The following is a 17,915-nucleotide window of genomic DNA, read 5'->3' as shown; positions in this document are numbered from 1 at the left end:
TTTTTTATTGAATTTGATATGGAATGTTTTACGAAATGTGCCGATAACTAGGCAGAAGTGAATGTGCAGGAACGAAAGGGGATAAATCACGTGTACAATCAACACGATATTTTGTTAGAAGCGGGTACGAATGAATTAGAAATCGTCATTTTCCATTGTGGTCCTTATACATTTGGGATTAACGTCATGAAAGTGCGTGAAATCATCGTTCCGTTACCGATGACACCACTCCCAGGAACACCAGATGCCGTCAAAGGATTAATCGAACTACGCGGTGAAGTCATGACGGTCATCGATTTGCCGACTGTCATCGGTGTAGCCCATGACGAAGCGACGGAAGATCGGTTGATCATCTGTGAGTTCAATGGCGAGAAAAGTGTCCTTCGCGTCGATTCTGTCACGGAGATCAGACGTATCTCGTGGGAACAAATTGATACACCGAACGAACTCGCACGTGGAATCGAAGGATTGACGAACGGCGTCGTCAAGACAGGCGATAAGATGATCATCTTACTCGATTATGAAAAAATCGCACTCGAACTGTCTCGTAAAGACATCTTCGCACGTGAAGAAGGACGTCGCGTCCAACCGCGTGACAGATCGAACAAAACGATTTGGATTGCCGAAGATTCAGAAATGCTCCGGACACTCATCATTGAGACGCTTGAAGAAGCAGGATATCACGGCTTAAAATGGTTCATCAACGGAAAAGATGCATTTGACGCCTTCGAAGCAGGTAGCGATTGTGACTTGTTGATCACAGATATCGAGATGCCGAAAATGGACGGACTTCATTTATCGAAACGCCTTCGTGAAGACGACCGGTATGCCGAACTGCCAATCATCGTCTTCTCTTCCTTGATTTCAGATGATCTTCGCCATAAAGGTGAATCTGTTGGGGTCAATGCACAAATTACAAAACCAGAAATCGGTCGTTTGATCGAAACGGTCGATTCATACGTCTTGTAAGACGTTGTTGACGGTTATATCGGAGCTCACTTTCCAGTGGGCTCCGATTTTTCAATTCACAAAAAAAAAAGAAGCGTCCACGAAATCGTGAACGCCGGTTTACTTTTTTCATCAATTACTTGATCGAGTCCGAATTCTTTCCAATAAAAGCATCCAACCAGACTTTTCTGAACTCCACCATAGATTGATCAATGTTTTGCAAAACCTGATTCGCATTTTCAAGCGAACCCGTTTCTGCTTCTTTTTCAAGTTGTTCGAACTCATCTGCCAAATCGTCCGCCGCGACCGAATAGGAGGCACCTTTAAGTAAATGTGCGATTTTTTCTGTCTGTCCCGGATCATTGTTATTGATCGCTTGCTCTAGTTCAGGAAATTTACGATCAAACTGCGCAATGTATGTTTCACCAATCTTTTGTAAAAATACGTGGTCCCCACCGGCGATTGAACGTAATTCCTCTAACTTCTTTTGATTAAAAAAAGGCATCTGGTTCCCCCCTCTGGTTTCATTTTAACATTAAATGTCGTAAAAAAAAATCTGAGAATCATTTACACGCCCTATCTTCTGTCCCTATAATAAGCAAGTGAAGAGCAGGAGGGATAGACATATGTTGACGATTTATCGAAGTGATGTGACCGGGGCAGTCAACGAAATTCAAGAATTCACGAAAGGTTCTTGGATTCATCTTGTCAATCCGACAAAAGACGAAGCCGACCAAGTCATTGCTGCCACAAAGATTCCTGAGGATTTTATCTATGACCCACTGGACGTTGAAGAAAAACCTCGTTTTGAAAAAGATGATGAAGGGCTCTTGATGATTGTCGATGTCCCGTACATCGAAGAAGAGTCATCGGGACGACGCTACAACACGATCCCGCTCGGTATCATCGTGACGTCGAGACATTTCATCACCGTCTGTTCGCAACAACTCGACGTGTTGACCTTGTTCTCGAACGGTAAATTACGGACATTCCGGACGAATTATCGTTCACGCTTTGTATTTCAAATTCTTTATAAAGTCAGCTCTTCTTACCTTCGTTTCCTTCGTCAAATCGATCGCCGAATGGACGAACTCGAAGATGAACTTCAACGTTCGATGCGAAATCAAGAAATTTTTCAACTGATGAACTTACAAAAATCCCTCGTCTATTTCATGACGTCACTTAAATCAAACGATGGTGTTCTTGATCGCATCATTAAAACACCGAGTCTCGAGAAACATGAAGACGATGAAGATTTACTAGAAGATGTTTTCGTCGAGCACCGCCAGGCGATGGAGATGGCACAAATCTATAAAGATATCATCAGTTCGACGATGGATACGTTTGGTTCCGTCATCTCGAACAACGTAAACTTCGTCATGAAGTTTTTAGCCTCAATCACGATTGTTATTTCAATCCCGACAATGATTTCCGGGATGTTCGGAATGAACGTCCATGTGCCGTGGGAGGGTGAAGTCATCGGCTTTTGGGTTGTCTTTGGGATGATGATTTTCTTCTCCGGACTTGCTGCCTTTATTCTGTGGCGGAGACGCTTTTTCTAGCACAAAAAAACCACTCGCTTTTACATGCTGAAGACGTAGCATGTACAAAAGCGAGTGGCTTTTTTAATTGATTTCGACCGTGACGAGACATAAATCATCGGCCTCATCACTTTGATCGGGCTGAATCAAGTGGTGAATGTTTGGTCCTTGTTGTTCGATCAACTGACGGATCGCACTGATCCCTTCGTCAATCCCTTTGCTATACAGCTCCATGAAACCATCCGTATAGAGGTAGATACATCCAGGAGACGTCAAGTCGATTGTCCGACTCGTATATTGTGAGTCCTCAAACATCCCGACTGGCAATCCTGTGTTCTCGAGGGCGATGATTTGATCCCCCATCCGTAACAAACCAGGTGGGTGTCCCGCATTCGCATAACTAAGTTTCATCTCATCCAAGTCGATGTACAAATAAACGGCAGTAAAATAAATTTCTGTTTCATCTCCTGGGAAAAGGCGGCTCATCTGACGGTTCAGTTCTTCAAGTACTTTTGCCGGATCACCGATGCGATGCACGAGTTCAAACAAGATCGAGCTCATCCCCATCGTAATCAACGCTGACGAGACACCATGGCCCATGACGTCAAACAAGATGATGCCATATTTATTTTGCGAGATGCGGTACCAGGCATACATATCTCCCGCTAGTTTTTTAGAAGGAATATAGGTTGCCATGATTCGAATGTCTTCATCTTCGATATTTGCACTCAACACACTTTGCTGGAGCTTTTGAGCAAGATCAAAATCTTCTTGTAAGACTTTTTCATATCGTTTCCGTGCATCAATCGCTTGTTTTAATGACATCGCATTTCGAACACGAGCAAGCAATTCCGTTTTTCGAATTGGCTTTGTCGTATAGTCTGATGCTCCCGCATCCAGTCCATCCGCGATGTCCTCTTCATTGGAACGACCGGACACGATGACGATTGGCAGTTCATCTAAACCAAATCGTTTTCGGATCAACCGTGTTGTATCAATCCCACTAATGCCGGGCATCTCTACATCCAGTAATACGACATCTAAGTTGTCGATAAAGGCCGGATCCTCCATCAATTCGATCGCTTCTTCCCCACTCATCGCTTTTACGACATCGTATCCTTCATTTTCAAGCAGTCGCTCCAAAATCATTAAATTCGTAAATTCGTCATCTACGACTAATATACTCATACCGTCACCTCGTTCCTAAACATGTTAATCTGAACATAGTTTATCACATCATGACCACTTTCGTTTAGACGAACGGACAGTTTTCCGTCATACTAAAAGAGAAGAATGAAAGGAGGAATGGATCATGTGGCTCTATGTTGTTTCCATTCTAATCATCGTGTTTGTCTTAGTTGCTTCAATCATCGTCATTTCAAAAGGCTACGGATATAAAGGCAATCAAGACGATATCGAAATTGACTACGATGAAATCAACCGTAAACTGACTGAAAAGCAGGATGAAGAGAAGCAAAACTAAACAACTTTGACCGTCTGAGACCATTTTAACATCGGTGGTCTTTTTTTGTTGCATGAAAAGTGCATGTTTTCCTTTTTTATGACGAGGGTACATATCTATCATGGTCAACTATTATCTTAAGGGAGTGTCTATTCATGGAACCTAATCTACAAAATGATCCACATGCTGCTCAACAAGAACATCCAAATCGTCAATTCGATCAAGAAGCTTCGTCAGGTCGTCGTGTCAATTTACTTACGGGGATGTTGCTAGGAGCTGTCGTCGGCGGATTGCTTACAATGCTGAGCTCAACGAATCGACAAAACACAAAACAAGGGCTTAGCGGCGCAAAAGATTCCGTTTCATCATTAGCATCTACTATTAAAGAAGATCCGTCAGGAAAAGCTTCACAAGTCATCGAACAAGTAAAAAGCGCTTCAGGAATCATTCAAGAAGTCGCTGGTGACGTTCAAAACGTCTATGACAAAGTGAACAATGAACTTGATACCGTCAAATCGGATGCTTCTTCTGTAAAAGATACCGCAACGGAAGCTAAAGGTGACCTGTCTTCAATCAGTGAGAAAGTGGTCGAAGCAAAAGACGTGGCGCTTGGAAAAGAAGAAGCCCCACAAAACAATCAATCAGACAATTCACAGCAAAATAAATAAACCATTTTATCAAAAACCATCATGCTTGTGGCATGGTGGTTTCTTTTAACGTTGTCACAACAATCCATTACTCAAAAAATTTCACGATGATTGCGACACGTTCACGCATACCATATCGCAATACACCAGATAACGGTGTTTTTGCAGGAATCGCATCACTATTCAATCCAACTTTCTTCGCTTCGGTACGCGCACGATACAAATGAAAATCTGACGTCACGATCGAAACTTGATTTTCACCTTTTGGTAATAACGATTTTGAAAAACGTAAATTTTCAGTGGTCGACGTCGATTTGTCTTCGAGCACAAGACGTTTTTCAGAGATTCCTTCGTCAATCATGCCACGGCGCATCGCTTCTGCTTCTGAAATCGCTTCACCCTGCCCCTGTCCACCGCTCAAGATAAAAGTCGTTCGCGGATATTTTTTTCCGTATGCAGCTGCAGCCTGAATCCGGTTTTCCAAGATCAGCGACGGTGTTTCCCCTCTCACACCTGCACCGAGGACGATGACAAACGAGTGTTTCCCGTTCGCTGCGGGACGTTTCCCTTCTGCGACAAATAAACCGATACTAAACCAGAAAATGACGAGTCCACCTACGATTCCGGCCACTACAAGCCGATATCTTTTCAAAACTTGTTTGATCCGTTCCATGAGTCATATGATTCCTTTCAGACTGCTATTTTCGATTACATCCGTTTCTACGATGTTTTTCTAAGAAAAGTTTCAATCACAAAACAGGGGCGACTCAAAAATGGGGATGTCTCCCGATTAAAAGGAATCCGGACTTTTTCATCCATACCTCCGGCAAGCACTAAACTATCTTGAACAATAGAAATGACCGATGGTCCCGTGAATCGCGGGAGCAACGGTCATTTGATTAAATGGAGGACGGAAACGTCCGTCACACGGATTGATGTTGGTCCGACTTCTGATTCAGACCCCTTTTGCTAGATTAATTTCCCCAAATTGCTGTCGCATATTCTGGATGATCAATGAATGGATTGCGGTTTTTTTGCCATTTTTCAAAAATGATGTCATTGCGTTTCTTTTCAAATGCATCGACCGGGTCAAGTTTGTTCCACGCTTTTAACGTCGATAATTTTCCGTGAAGTGGGTTTGAGCCATTGTTGACGTTTTCTGACGTCTCTAAGTCGATTTCGCCGCCACCTTCATAACGAACCGCCATATAGAAAATCATCCGCGCGATATCACCTTTGACGCGAGTCGGTGGTTCCCATGAATCACCATCTCGGTTACAATCGCATCCGCTATATTTCGTTCCGCCATTGTCAAAATCAAGGTTCCCACGAGCACTATTGACGACGACGTCTGACGGACGTAAGTGATGCAAGTCTGTCCCTGGTCCCATGCTTGTTCCGAAGTCTCCATGCGATTTTGCCCAGACATGCTCTCGGTTCCATTGACCGACATTCCCACCGTTGCTATTTTTTGAAATGGACTTCCCCGTGTACAATTCGATCACGTTGTTCACATTACCTGGATCTTGATCGGTTTCTTTTAATGCCGTCCAAACCGTGTCATACGAGACTTCCGTATGATTATCGATGATGTCATGCAGTGATGCTTTTAATGCCGCACCCGTTTTCCCCGCTGCCGGCTGATAATAGGCATCGATTGTTGATTGTGACGTTACCGCCTGTGGTCCCGCTACTATCTTTGTTGAATCTGTTTTGGCGATGACCGGCGTGAAGGCAAGTGATCCTAACGCGAGTGTCGCAACAAGTGCCCCACTGATTTTCGACTTCCAGTTCATGCTTTTTCCCCCTCAGGTTAAGTATGGACATGCAATGTCAAACCGTATTACACTCCCATTTTCACATCACTTGTCTTTCTTATGGAAGATGGACGAAAGACCTCTTCTTTTTAGAGGAATCCAGAAATCAGAGTTAGCACAATTGTTCAACGGTTAGAAGGTCCTGTTTTTTAGTGAATCACGAATCAATAAACGATGAATTATTATTTAGAAGAACTATTCTAGAGGCAAAAGTCATGATTATAAAGGATACATAAATAAGGTATGAGGATGATACTCCCCACGTTTCAACTTGCTATAATAATTAATGCAAGCGTTTTCATAATTTGATAGAGGAGGCTTTTTGATGAAACATAAAAGCTTGATTGTCGCATCTCTTGCAAGCGTGACGTTTTTAGTGCCACTTGCGCAACCGATTGCAGTAGGGGCAACAGCAGACAACGGGACGATGATGCAATACTTTGAATGGTATTTACCAAACGACGGGAACCACTGGAACCGTCTAGGAAACGACGCTTCTAAGCTTGATCAACTCGGAATTACATCTGTTTGGATTCCTCCTGCCTACAAAGGAACGACTCAAAATGATGTCGGCTACGGTGCCTACGATCTATATGACCTCGGTGAGTTTAATCAAAAAGGAACAGTCCGGACGAAGTACGGCACGAAAACGCAATTGAAATCCGCCATCGGGCAATTGCACACGGCTGGAATCGATGTGTATGGTGATGTCGTCATGAACCACAAGGGTGGTGCTGACTTTACGGAATCCGTCACGGCCGTCGAAGTCAATCCGGGTAACCGTAATCAAGAAGTCTCTGGCGACTATCAAATCCAGGCCTGGACCGGGTTCAACTTCGCGGCGCGGAGCAACGCCTATTCAAACTTCAAATGGAAATGGTATCACTTCGACGGAACGGATTGGGATCAATCCCGCTCAAAAAGTGCCATCTATAAATTCCGAGGAACAGGTAAGTCGTGGGACTCGAATGTATCTTCTGAAAATGGAAACTATGATTACTTGATGTATGCAGACATTGATTTCGATCACCCGGAAGTGCAGCAGGAAATGAAAAACTGGGGGAAATGGTACGTCAATGAACTCGGGCTCGATGGATTCCGTCTTGATGCCGTCAAACACATCAAACATACGTATCTCGCAGATTGGTTGACGAATGTTCGTCAGACGACGGGTAAGGAATTATTCACAGTCGCCGAGTACTGGCAGAACGATCTCGGGACACTTAAAAACTATTTAAGTCAGACGAACTATAAACAATCGGTCTTTGACGCTCCACTTCATTACAAATTCGAACAAGCGAGTAAAGGCGGCGGCTTTTATGACATGCGCACAATTTTTAACGGCACACTCGTCCAAGATAATCCGACGCTTGCCGTCACACTCGTTGAAAACCATGATTCTCAACCTGGTCAATCGCTCGAATCGACCGTTCAATCCTGGTTCAAGCCCCTTGCTTACGCGATGATTTTGACGCGGGAACAAGGCTATCCATCTGTCTTTTACGGGGACTACTACGGAACAAAAGGCTCGTCGAACCGTGAAATCCCTGCCCTCGCGTCAAAAATCGATCCGATTCTAAAAGCACGGAAGGACTTCGCGTTCGGGAAACAAAATGATTACCTCGATAACCAAGACATCATCGGTTGGACACGGGAAGGTGTCTCAGACCGGGCAAAATCAGGTCTTGCGACAATCCTTTCGGATGGTCCTGGCGGTAGCAAGTGGATGTACGTCGGGCTTCAGAACAAAGGAGAAGTCTGGACAGACATCACCGGTAACAATTCAGCTTCCGTCACGATCAATGCAGACGGGTATGGTCAATTTTTCGTCAATGGTGGTTCTGTCTCGATCTACCGCCAACAATAATTCGTCCTATTTAAAAGCCCCCATCCGGTACCGTTTCCTTTTCAGGAAGGTTCGTGGATGGGGGCTTCTTTTCATTCAGCGAGACCGACACTTTCGCGAATCGATTCTTCCTGTTCAATCGCTTCAAGCAGGAAATGGGCGACATCGGCCCGATTGATTTGTTTCGCTTGGTCGGGTACACCGTCAGCTGTTTGGCGGTACATCCCGGTTAACGGACCATTCATCAAACGGAGTGGTCGTGCGACCGTATAGTCGACGTCTGCCTGTTTCAACAAGTCAATTGCTTGCCGGTGATCACGTAATGGATTCTTTAAGATTTGCTGTGCGAGTAATCCTTGTGCACCCGGTAATTCCTTATCAACACCTGCTGATGCGACGTAACCAATCCGCGTTACACCACTGACTTTCATCGCATTGATGATCCGGACGAGACTTCGTTCTAAAAATCCACTGTAGGCAAGGCTTTCTGTCCCTAACGCCGTCAAGACAGCATCTTGTCCGACAAGCGCCGCATTGACATCCTCTTGGTTCAAGACGTCCCCCGTGACGACATGAAGTCGTTCATCTTTTAGTTCCAACTTATCCGGATTACGGACGAACGCCGTCACCTCATGGTCATGCGCAATCGCCTGTTTGACGAGTTCTTGTCCGGTTTGACCCGTAGCCCCAAAAATAATCAATTTCATGCATAACATCCTTTCCCTTTCAAGATCCACTGTTTGAATGATACCCTTACCGCTTGAAAATGAATCGTCTTCCCTCACCCTTATTTTCAGAAAATTATTTTTATTTATTAACAGTGTATGCTAAAATCTCCCTAAGTACATATGGATATTTTTTCCTTAATTAAAAGAACGACCATCTTTTTTCTTCGATAAAGACAGGAAGTCAGTCTATTCTGCTTTATGCTTTGGAAACTCGTACAGTCACGTCGCGTGAAAAAACGGCGCCCTTCTTTTGGAGGTGTGACGGATGATGTTCCACTATCTCAATACGGACGATGAGGTTCTACGCTTCGAACAACAATTATCACGCTACTCATCACCTTAACCTTGGAGGGATTTCCTATGAAGCTACAACAGTTAAAAGACCAACTCAATTCGATTTATCTCGGCAAACCGGACGTCATCGATCTCTGTCTGACGGCACTCATCGCCGAAGGTCACATCCTGCTTGAAGATGTACCGGGGACCGGGAAAACGATGCTTGCGAAAGCACTCGCCCAAAGCTTCGAGAGTGCCTTCTCCCGGATTCAGTTCACGGCGGATTTGCTTCCGTCCGACGTCATCGGTTCAGACTTCTTCAACTTAAAGACGCAGGAGTTCGAGAATAAACGCGGACCGTTGTTTGCAAACGTCGTCTTGATCGATGAGATCAACCGCGCCGTCCCGCGGACACAATCGGCATTGCTTGAAGCGATGGAAGAACGTCAAGTCTCGATTGGCGGAACAACGTATCAGATGCCGGCACCATTCTTCGTCATCGCAACTCAAAATCCGATCGAGTCAGCAGGAACATTCCCGCTACCGGACGCCCAACTCGACCGGTTCATGGTCGCGATCGAAGTCGGTTATCCGGATTTTGAGAACGAACGCCGCTTGCTGTCTGAGATTTTGACGAACGTCCGCCGATCAGCCGTCGGGATTGCGTCAGGAGGGGACTTGATTTCATGGCAGGAAGAAGCACGACGTGTCCATGCGTCGCAAGACGTGCTCGATTATCTGCTGCATATCGTTCAGGCGACACGGAATCATGAACTCGTTGAAGTCGGTGTCAGTCCACGTGGTGCGATTGCCCTGCTTCGCGCGTCCCAAAGCTATGCTTTCTTGAATCAACGCGACTTCATCATTCCGGAGGACATCAAACACCTTGCAAAACATGTCTTGGCCCACCGCCTGACATTGACACTTGAAGGGGGCATCAAGACGACAAAGGCCCAAGTCTTGTACCATCTCCTTGATGCCATTCCAGTTCCTGTCGAGATTGGGTGACGCGGATGAAAATCGAACGTTCCGTCCCCTTTTGGCTCGAACAAAAATTATTTCCCGTCTATTGCATATTGACATTTTTATTCTTATTCCTCCCCGTCGTCTCGGGACTCGGGTTTCTCTTTGCCGCACTCGCGACGATTCATGTCGTCGTCAACCGGACGGAACGGCAACTCCGCCGGGAAGTCGCTTTAGAATGGAAACACTATGAACGATTGATGTTCAACCAAGAACAAACGGACCTCCAGCTGCAACTTTTCGGACTCGAACTTTTTTCGTCACTCGGCCTTAAGGCCTCCCTCCGTCTCCATGCTGCTGACGGGATTGTTTTCACGACGAGTGACGCGCTCCATCCCCACACGTATGATACCGAACTGGTGTTGACGGAAGAATTGTTTACGATCCCAATCCAGACCGTCAAACGTGGTCCGACGGCACTCGACGAAATCATCTTAACGATTCGTCTGCCCTGGCGGATGGGCGTTTACTTATTTTCATTCGACAGTTATCCGCAGTTCACGGTGCTGCCTTCGTTAACGGCACAAGCGACACCTTTCCTGCTGAACCGCTTACGGATTGGTGATCGTCCGGACCGCTATTCACCATTAAAAAACAAATTGGTCCAGCTTGGATCAAAAGCGTATACGACGGAACCGTCGAAGGACATCGATTGGTACGCGACAGCAAAAACCGGCCGTCTGCAAGCAAAAGTCTATGAGACGAGTAATCAGGACACATTCACCATCGCCCTCAATTTGTCGGGTCCAAGTGGATACGGCTTACATAATCAATCGGAACGCTTCATCGAACACGCTTCGTTCTTAATCAGTGAGTTGATTAAGGAGGGCTGTAAAGTTGAATTGTTCCTGAACCGTCTCAACGAAGCGAACCACATGACCCACTTGGCGTTAGGTGAAGGACAACCGCACTTGAAGCACGTCCTTGTCCACCTGTCGACGTTATCCGACCGGGATTCCTATATCGCAACAAAACAGTTCGAACGGTATGTCGTGCGTCGAAAACATCTTAACAGTCAGCTGATCCTGGTTGGGAACGACCGGATCCAGGCGATTGGCTGACGATCAAAGAAGGAGGTTTTATCATGGTTTCCCTAGTCATTCGAAAGTCGCTTCAGTTCATCGTATCGTTGGTCGTTTTACTGTGCATCAGCGCCTTACCGGCATTGATCGTCCAGTTACGTCCGAACTTTTCGAATTACACCGATGCGCTCAAACAACAAGTCCTGTTTTTGACTGGTGTCGAACCGATTCTTTATTACAATGTGACCGCACAACAGCTTCGTCCGTTGTTGCCGGACTTACAACCGTTCATCCAGGAGACGCTGCTGATCTTCAGTAGTGCCCTTGTCTGTTCGTTTATCGCCGCACTTGTCTACGCGTTTTTCTTTTATCGCGCGCGTCTGCGGACACGTAACCTGTTGAAGCAGACGACGCGTGTACTCGAGATGGTGCCGGATTTATTTTGGGTGATTTTTTCACAGTACATCATCATCGTTCTTTTTAAGACGACCGGTTTCGATCAAATCGAAGTCGCCGGCGGTTTTGCTGATTCGATCCGTTTCCTTCCGATTCTGACGCTGTCGCTGACGACCCTCTTCTTCTTCATCAAATGGTTGACGGGGCAGATCCAAGAAGAGGAAGGAGCCAGCTATATCGAACTTGCCCGCGCCAAAGGGACACACGCGAATCATTTATTTTGGTCACACTTGATTCCGAACTTGTTTTATCGGTTCTATCTGTTTTTCCGCGCCAACGTCATCACGATTTTATCGAGTCTCGTCGTCATCGAATACACATTCAATGTCCAAGGTCTGTTTCGGTTCGTAATCATGAATCCGCAACTTCCTGTCCTGCTCGTGACGCTCCTCTTGATTTACTTACCGTTCTTTTTGATTGACTTGATTGCTGAGCTTTGTATTCCAAAAGCTTGGAAAGGTGGTGCTGTATGAGACGTGTCTTATTGCGTGATCCGTTCTTTTGGGGCTGTATCCTGATTTTTGCGACGCTCCTCCTACTTAGTGTCGGACATACCATATTTCGTGACGGACAAGTCGACCAAATCTCGAACCGGTACGCGGCGGATGGGACGTTCCTCGCGACATCTCCACTTGAACCATCGCGTGAGCAGTGGTTCGGAACGGACCGGGCGGGCAACGATTTATTCCAAATCATGATTGCCGGTGCCAAGTGGACGATCGGGATTTGCTTTGCCGTCGCCTTCGGACGCATCCTGCTCGCTCTGTTGATCGGCGTGCCGCTCGCCTTTAGGGGTAAAAGATTAAATACGGCAATTCGTACCGTTCTTGACGGCTTTTTAATTTTACCGATTTCCTTACTGGCCTATTTCATTTTGTTGACAGGCTTATTTTTTGCAAGTCCAGAAGACATTCCGTCCTTGTCTTCCCGTGTCCTCTTTGAAACAGGCGTACTGATTTTACTCGGGTTACCTGCCTTACTGATGTATTTAGTCAGTGAAACGCGTCACTTGTTGACGCAAGAGTTCATGGTCGTCGCCCGAACACTCGGTGGCAGTCCCCATTACCAATTTAGAAAGCACATTTGGCCGCATCTTTTACCGACGCTTGCCATTGTTTTCATGCAACAGTTCGTCCAAACGTTGATGGTCTTGATTCACCTGTCCTTGTTCGGGTTATTTTTCGGCGGGACACTTTCACGCTTTGCGAACGATGTTTCACCGACGATTTTTGAATGGTCTTCCCAGTTCGGTTTCTACTTCCTTCAGTTTTCAGCCGTTTCCTGGATCAATCACCTGTTCCTGATCCCGGCAATCAGCATCGCTGCGCTCGTCTTCCTCGGGAACTTGCTGACGAGTCGTCTCGAGCGTGCCTATCGCTTACGACGTGAACAGCTAATCTTCACGGAACCGGTCGCACAGGCAGAAGCCGCTACGACACGTTTGACGAATCCGTTTGATTCTGTCTCACCATCAATTACGAAATAATTATGTAAAATATACTTAGCGCCGTCGTATTCTTTTATATGACGGCGCTAAGTATGTCTTAATTTCTTTTAAACTACTTAATCCCTCTAAAAAACAAGCGTTTGGTCTTTTGCGGGTATAGAAAGAGAGAAGGGACGTGAAAATGATGATTGAAGTCAAGAACTACTCTCAACGCTTCGGAAAAACCGACGTGTTGACAGATGTCAATTTTTTAATTGGTCAAAGTGAAATCGTCGGGCTGATTGGACCAAGCGGTTCCGGTAAAACAACATTAATCAAGTCGCTGATTGGCCTCCAAACCCCGTCAAGCGGAACCGTCACTGTACTCGGGTCACAGCAGCCGTCGTTACGTCAGGCAGAAAAAATCGGCTATATGGCGCAAGCCGATGCTTTGTATGAGGATTTGACGGCACGTGGCAATTTACGCTATTTCGGCAAGCTGTACGGCTTAAAAAAAGACCGCCTCCGCGCCCGGATCGAATCCGTCCTCCAGTTCGTCGACTTAAAGCAGGATGCCGACCGCCCGACCCATCAATTTTCCGGTGGGATGAAGCGCCGCCTCAGTCTTGCGATCGCCTTGATTCATGAACCGACTTTGCTTCTGCTTGATGAACCGACCGTCGGAATTGATCCCGCCCTCAAGAAAACGTTCTGGCACGAGTTCGACCAACTGCGGAAGTCTGGCGTCACAATCCTCGTCACGACACACGTCATGGATGAAGCCGAGCGGTGCGATCGTTTATTATTGATTCAACATGGGCGATTGATCGACGCCGGTACGCCCGCGGAATTAATTCAACGATTCGGCTCAATCGATGAAGCTTTCATCCGAAAGGAGCAAGTCTGATGCAGACACTGACCGTAGCAGAACGTGTCATCTCGCAAATTTTTCGGGACAAACGGACCATTGCGATGATGTTCCTCGCCCCCCTATTCGTTCTCTTTTTATTATCATCAATCCTCGGTTCGAGTTCGGATGAAGTCACGATCGGCACCGTCGACCTACCCGAAACGTTTGACGAGGTTCTCGCATCGAAAACGGCGACGACGACCTATCCGAGTTATGCGGACGGAAAACAGGCGATGGAAGATCAACACATCGAGGCATTGATCACGTACCGGGATGATGCCCCGGAGATTTTGATTGAAGGCGGCGACGTCTCTAAAAATGCCCACGCCATCCAGGTCATCCGCGAAACGTTAACGGCAATCGAGATGAAGCAGGCGACGACAGCGAATGCACAGTTACGCGAAACCGTTAATCAACTGCAACAACGGCTCGAACAATTGACGAATCAAAAATTGACCGTTCCCCCTATCGCCTCACAATCAATGATGGAACCAGATATCCGCTTTTTATATGGAGATAAAGATGCAGAACTGTTTGATCAAATTGCACCTGCCTTGATGGGATTTTTCATCTTTTTATTTGTCTTCATCATCGCCGGGGTCAGCTTTCTCCGTGAGCGGTCCAGCGGGACACTCGAACGGACACTCGCTACTCCGCTCAAACGGTCGAGCATCGTCTTCGGATACTTCGTTGGCTTTTTCTTGTTCGTCACGATTCAAACTGTCCTTATTCAACTATTCATCGTTAATATCTTGAACGTGACACAACAAGGCAACTATTTTCTGTTACTCTTCGTCAATTTATTGACGGCAAGCGTCGCCCTGTCACTCGGACTCCTGCTGTCGAGTTTCGCACGGACGGAATTCCAATTGATTCAGTTCATCCCGCTCGCAATCGTCCCGCAAATCTTTTTCAGCGGTCTATTTGATTTGACGGATGCCCCGACCTGGGTCGAAGTCATCAATCGGCTGATGCCGTTGACCTATGCCGCCGATGCCCTGCAAAACATCATGATTCGCGGGTACGGTTTCCGTGAAATTTGGCTCGACCTTGTGGTCCTTGCCGGATTTATGCTTGTCTTCGTCCTCCTGAACATGCGTGCCTTACGGAAACAGCGGCCGGTGTAAGGGCACTTCGTACAAAGGGAATTGACAATCCATTATTTTCCTTATATACTTTAGTCAAAATTGACCGAAATGAGGCCGTCCAATGTAAATTCATCTAAACTCCTAACCACTAACTAAATATGATTGATGTGGAGGTTTTTTAGATGAACCGTTTTACGACTTTACTGGTCAGCCAGTGGATGGCGAATGCGGGGGACGCGCTCTACATCGTCGCCCTCATCGCTACCTTGTATCAACAAACAGGACAGGCGAGCACAGCTGCGCTCTTTCCGATTGCCGTAACGGCAGGCATGACGGTCAGCGGCTTCTTTTTCGCCCGCCTTGCGAAGCAGATGCCCCATGCAACGCTTTTGTTGCTCAGCCAGCTCATGAAGACCCTCTCGCTCGTCTTGATCGTCCTGCTTGATTTACCACTCGTGGCGTTGCTTCTTCTCGTGGTTTGGATTGCCTTTCTCGACGGCTTTGCCCGACCGATTGAAAGTGCCTTTATTCCGCAAATCACGACCGATTTCCAAAAAGCAAACAGCATCGTCCAAGGAACGAATCAAGTCGTCCAACTGATCATGTGGCCGCTCGGCGCGATTTTAGTCAGTACAGGGTCGCCCCAGTCCGTCTTATTCGTCTCATTGCTGCTTTTTCTTGTTGCAAGTATCGGAACGGCGCTATTTCGTTATCAAGTGCGCTCCCTTCAAGGGTCTGTGGAAGAAGAAGGTAATGAACCGACGTTTCGTTCAAGTTTGCAGTATACCCGGACTAACGTACCGGCCCGTTTGAATACGGCATTGCTTGGCATCGATGCTTTCGCGAGTACCGCCTGGATTTCTGCGTTATTCCTCGTCTACATCGCTACGCACCTGCATGTGTCGGACAGTTGGTGGGGCATCTTGAATGCATTTTATCTGCTCAGCATGATTGTCGGGAGTTACCAGATGCTCCGACGCCGAAAGCAACGTTCACTGCTACAGTTCAGTGTGTTGCTCTCGATTGTCGCGACGCTTCTGTTTGGTCTCGCTCCGTATGTTGTAGTCGCCTTGATTGCTTGCGTCGTCCAGGGCTACGCCAGTCAACTCCGGGCGATAGAATTAAATACACGGCTTCAAGCAGATACCCCGATCGCACGGTTACCTTACGTTTACAGTGTTCAACAGACCGTCTATACGATTAGCTTTTGTCTCGGGAGTCTCCTGTTCGGTCTTCTCGCCGATTGGCTGAGTATCGAAGTCGTCTATCTCATCGCGAGTATAATCGCGTTGTTAATGATTCGTCCGGCCCGGCAATTACGCAAGCAAGTAGCAACCGAACGGACGCAACAGATTTCTTAAGCAACGGTTCGTTATACAGAAGTGGAGCTGAAGGGATGTGTTGGAGATTCCTTGGTTTTTCCCAAACGTTTTTCTGCACACAATGAAACGCCGCTGATTCCGTTTTTCATACGGAATCAGCGGCGTTTTCGATATCTTCCATGACGACGAACACCATGTTTTAAGCAGGCCTTCCCATGTAGCCGTCAAATCGACGATGGCGTCATTCCCATCGTTTGCTTAACCACGCAACGTATAACCAAAGGACGAACGACACGAGACACAGATACACATACGCTATGTCCAAACTCGCCCGCTCACTGATGAATCCGAACCCGAGACCGACGATGATGATCAGCACGCTCTCTAGCCAGGAAGCAATGGAAACGATTGTTGCCCGCTCTTTTGCTGACGCATAAGTTTGCAAGAGACTACTCGTCATCGGCTCCGACTGACCGTATAACAGAAACACCATGAACAGGAAGAGGATACTTGCCATTCCCGTCAAAGAAAAACTAATGATACTTACGAAAAAGACGACTAACATCCCGTTCAAGTTTACCTTCAACGAACCCTTCTTCAATGCGGGCAACAGGTTGCCAACGCCTTGCGCTACCATAATTAAAATGAACACGAGACCAAATCCAGTCACGGGAATGCCACGATCACGCATTGACAATTGCCAAAATTCTTCGATGAAATTAATCGTCGTCCCGAATAGGACACTAAATAGAAAAATCCGGATCAACATGGGGCGTGTTCTCAGTTCTCGCCAAACGAGACGAAGTGGACGGGCTGTCGATTCTTCAACCACGAGTCGCGTTTCATGTAACGTCAGGCTAACCAGTGTCGCACTCATTAAACTGATGAGCGAAATCTTGTAATGAAATTCAAACGCAGTGGACTGCGTCAACCAACTGCCGGTGAGGGCAGCAAGTCCAGCTGTCATGAGGCTGACTGCATTCAGTCGACCAACTGTCCGTTCGAATCGCTCGACTCGACCGACTTGTTCAAGCGTCTCAAATAAGAAGGCTTCTTCTGTCCCGCTGATCGCAGCAGCCCCGACCCCTGCGAGTACCATCGCACCTAAAAAAGCAGTCAACGTATACGCGTTTAATAGAATCGCGAAGGATAGACATTCTGCCATCATCCCGAAGACGAGAAACCACTTTCGCCCGAAGCGATCGGTGGCTCGTCCGAACGGCAACTCAAGCGACAATTGAGTCAAAGCGAAGACAATTTCTGCGTAAATCACATCGAGAACACTCATTCCACGCGCTTCCCAAAACAACCGCTCAATCACATAAGCAGGTACGAAAGCTGTTGCAAAACGCATCATATATAATTTACGGACGTTCGCTTGAATCGCCGTTTAACAAGGAGGG

General features: G+C 46.7%; 18 protein-coding genes. 12 read left to right on the top strand and 6 right to left on the bottom strand.

What is annotated here, in order from left to right; genetic code table 11:
- Positions 1–90 precede the first annotated feature (90 nt).
- A complete protein-coding gene (locus tag KNP94_RS01710) occupies positions 91–969 on the top strand; it encodes a chemotaxis protein CheV (protein WP_088836676.1) in 879 nt (292 codons plus the stop codon).
- Between the two features lie 115 nt (positions 970–1,084).
- Here KNP94_RS01710 and KNP94_RS01705 read toward each other — a convergent pair whose 3' ends face one another.
- Positions 1,085–1,453 (bottom strand): Hpt domain-containing protein, encoded by a 369-nt coding sequence (locus KNP94_RS01705; protein WP_088836675.1) that lies wholly within the window; start codon positions 1,451–1,453, stop codon positions 1,085–1,087.
- Positions 1,454–1,574: 121 nt separating this feature from the next.
- Between KNP94_RS01705 and KNP94_RS01700 the strand changes: the two genes are divergently transcribed.
- Positions 1,575–2,510 (top strand): magnesium transporter CorA family protein, encoded by a 936-nt coding sequence (locus KNP94_RS01700; RefSeq protein WP_214810784.1) that lies wholly within the window; start codon positions 1,575–1,577, stop codon positions 2,508–2,510.
- 63 nt (positions 2,511–2,573) lie between these two features.
- On the opposite strand, the gene KNP94_RS01695 is transcribed toward KNP94_RS01700, so the two are convergent.
- Positions 2,574–3,677 carry a PP2C family protein-serine/threonine phosphatase gene (locus KNP94_RS01695; protein ID WP_088836674.1) on the bottom strand — a complete coding sequence of 368 codons (1,104 nt, stop codon included), beginning with the start codon at positions 3,675–3,677 and terminating at the stop codon, positions 2,574–2,576.
- A 124-nt stretch (positions 3,678–3,801) separates the two neighbouring features.
- Between KNP94_RS01695 and ytzI the strand changes: the two genes are divergently transcribed.
- Together ytzI and KNP94_RS01685 are read left to right on the top strand one after the other, a co-directional pair.
- Positions 3,802–3,972: a YtzI protein gene (ytzI, locus tag KNP94_RS01690; protein WP_152638925.1), complete on the top strand. Its 171-nt coding sequence runs from the start codon at positions 3,802–3,804 to the stop codon at positions 3,970–3,972.
- A 134-nt stretch (positions 3,973–4,106) separates the two neighbouring features.
- Positions 4,107–4,619: a YtxH domain-containing protein gene (locus KNP94_RS01685; protein ID WP_088836673.1), complete on the top strand. Its 513-nt coding sequence runs from the start codon at positions 4,107–4,109 to the stop codon at positions 4,617–4,619.
- Between the two features lie 67 nt (positions 4,620–4,686).
- Here the strand turns inward: KNP94_RS01685 and KNP94_RS01680 are convergent, their stop codons facing one another.
- Positions 4,687–5,271: a YdcF family protein gene (locus KNP94_RS01680; protein WP_088836672.1), complete on the bottom strand. Its 585-nt coding sequence runs from the start codon at positions 5,269–5,271 to the stop codon at positions 4,687–4,689.
- Between the two features lie 301 nt (positions 5,272–5,572).
- Positions 5,573–6,394 (bottom strand): endonuclease I family protein, encoded by an 822-nt coding sequence (locus KNP94_RS01675; RefSeq protein ID WP_088836671.1) that lies wholly within the window; start codon positions 6,392–6,394, stop codon positions 5,573–5,575.
- Between the two features lie 346 nt (positions 6,395–6,740).
- Here KNP94_RS01675 and amyS point away from each other — a divergent pair, with 346 nt between their 5' ends.
- Positions 6,741–8,282, top strand: coding sequence for an alpha-amylase (amyS, locus tag KNP94_RS01670; RefSeq protein ID WP_088836670.1), 1,542 nt, complete (start codon positions 6,741–6,743; stop codon positions 8,280–8,282).
- A gap of 71 nt (positions 8,283–8,353) precedes the next feature.
- Here amyS and KNP94_RS01665 read toward each other — a convergent pair whose 3' ends face one another.
- Complete coding sequence (locus tag KNP94_RS01665; protein ID WP_088836669.1) at positions 8,354–8,968, bottom strand: NAD(P)-dependent oxidoreductase; 615 nt, start codon at positions 8,966–8,968, stop codon at positions 8,354–8,356.
- A 381-nt stretch (positions 8,969–9,349) separates the two neighbouring features.
- Between KNP94_RS01665 and KNP94_RS01660 the strand changes: the two genes are divergently transcribed.
- From KNP94_RS01660 to KNP94_RS01630, 7 genes are all read left to right on the top strand, one after another.
- A complete protein-coding gene (locus KNP94_RS01660; RefSeq protein WP_029333138.1) occupies positions 9,350–10,273 on the top strand; it encodes an AAA family ATPase in 924 nt (307 codons plus the stop codon).
- Between the two features lie 5 nt (positions 10,274–10,278).
- The gene (locus tag KNP94_RS01655) at positions 10,279–11,349 is read left to right on the top strand and encodes a DUF58 domain-containing protein (RefSeq protein ID WP_215115107.1); all 1,071 of its coding nucleotides are present in this window, start codon (positions 10,279–10,281) and stop codon (positions 11,347–11,349) included.
- A gap of 23 nt (positions 11,350–11,372) precedes the next feature.
- A complete protein-coding gene (locus KNP94_RS01650) occupies positions 11,373–12,239 on the top strand; it encodes an ABC transporter permease subunit (protein WP_088836667.1) in 867 nt (288 codons plus the stop codon).
- On the top strand, positions 12,236–13,252 hold the full coding sequence (locus KNP94_RS01645) for an ABC transporter permease subunit (protein ID WP_214771602.1): 1,017 nt from the start codon (positions 12,236–12,238) through the stop codon (positions 13,250–13,252). Before KNP94_RS01650 ends, KNP94_RS01645 begins: the two co-directional genes overlap by 4 nt.
- Positions 13,253–13,397: 145 nt before the next feature.
- Positions 13,398–14,099: an ABC transporter ATP-binding protein gene (locus tag KNP94_RS01640; RefSeq protein ID WP_088838456.1), complete on the top strand. Its 702-nt coding sequence runs from the start codon at positions 13,398–13,400 to the stop codon at positions 14,097–14,099.
- On the top strand, positions 14,099–15,229 hold the full coding sequence (locus tag KNP94_RS01635) for an ABC transporter permease (RefSeq protein WP_088836665.1): 1,131 nt from the start codon (positions 14,099–14,101) through the stop codon (positions 15,227–15,229). The genes KNP94_RS01640 and KNP94_RS01635 overlap by 1 nt, the downstream gene beginning before the upstream one ends.
- 143 nt (positions 15,230–15,372) lie before the next feature.
- Positions 15,373–16,551, top strand: coding sequence for an MFS transporter (locus KNP94_RS01630; RefSeq protein WP_214845843.1), 1,179 nt, complete (start codon positions 15,373–15,375; stop codon positions 16,549–16,551).
- Positions 16,552–16,753: 202 nt separating this feature from the next.
- Here KNP94_RS01630 and KNP94_RS01625 read toward each other — a convergent pair whose 3' ends face one another.
- Positions 16,754–17,866, bottom strand: a complete 1,113-nt coding sequence (locus KNP94_RS01625) for an MFS transporter (protein WP_251132540.1) — start codon at positions 17,864–17,866, stop codon at positions 16,754–16,756.
- Positions 17,867–17,915 lie beyond the last annotated feature (49 nt).

Origin of the sequence: Exiguobacterium sp. s80 (assembly GCF_018618725.1) — a bacterium.
In the GTDB taxonomy this organism is placed as follows: Bacteria; Bacillota; Bacilli; order Exiguobacteriales; family Exiguobacteriaceae; genus Exiguobacterium_A; species Exiguobacterium_A oxidotolerans.
Note: the sequence above shows the minus strand (reverse complement) of the source record. Positions and strands in the feature narration are given on the sequence as shown.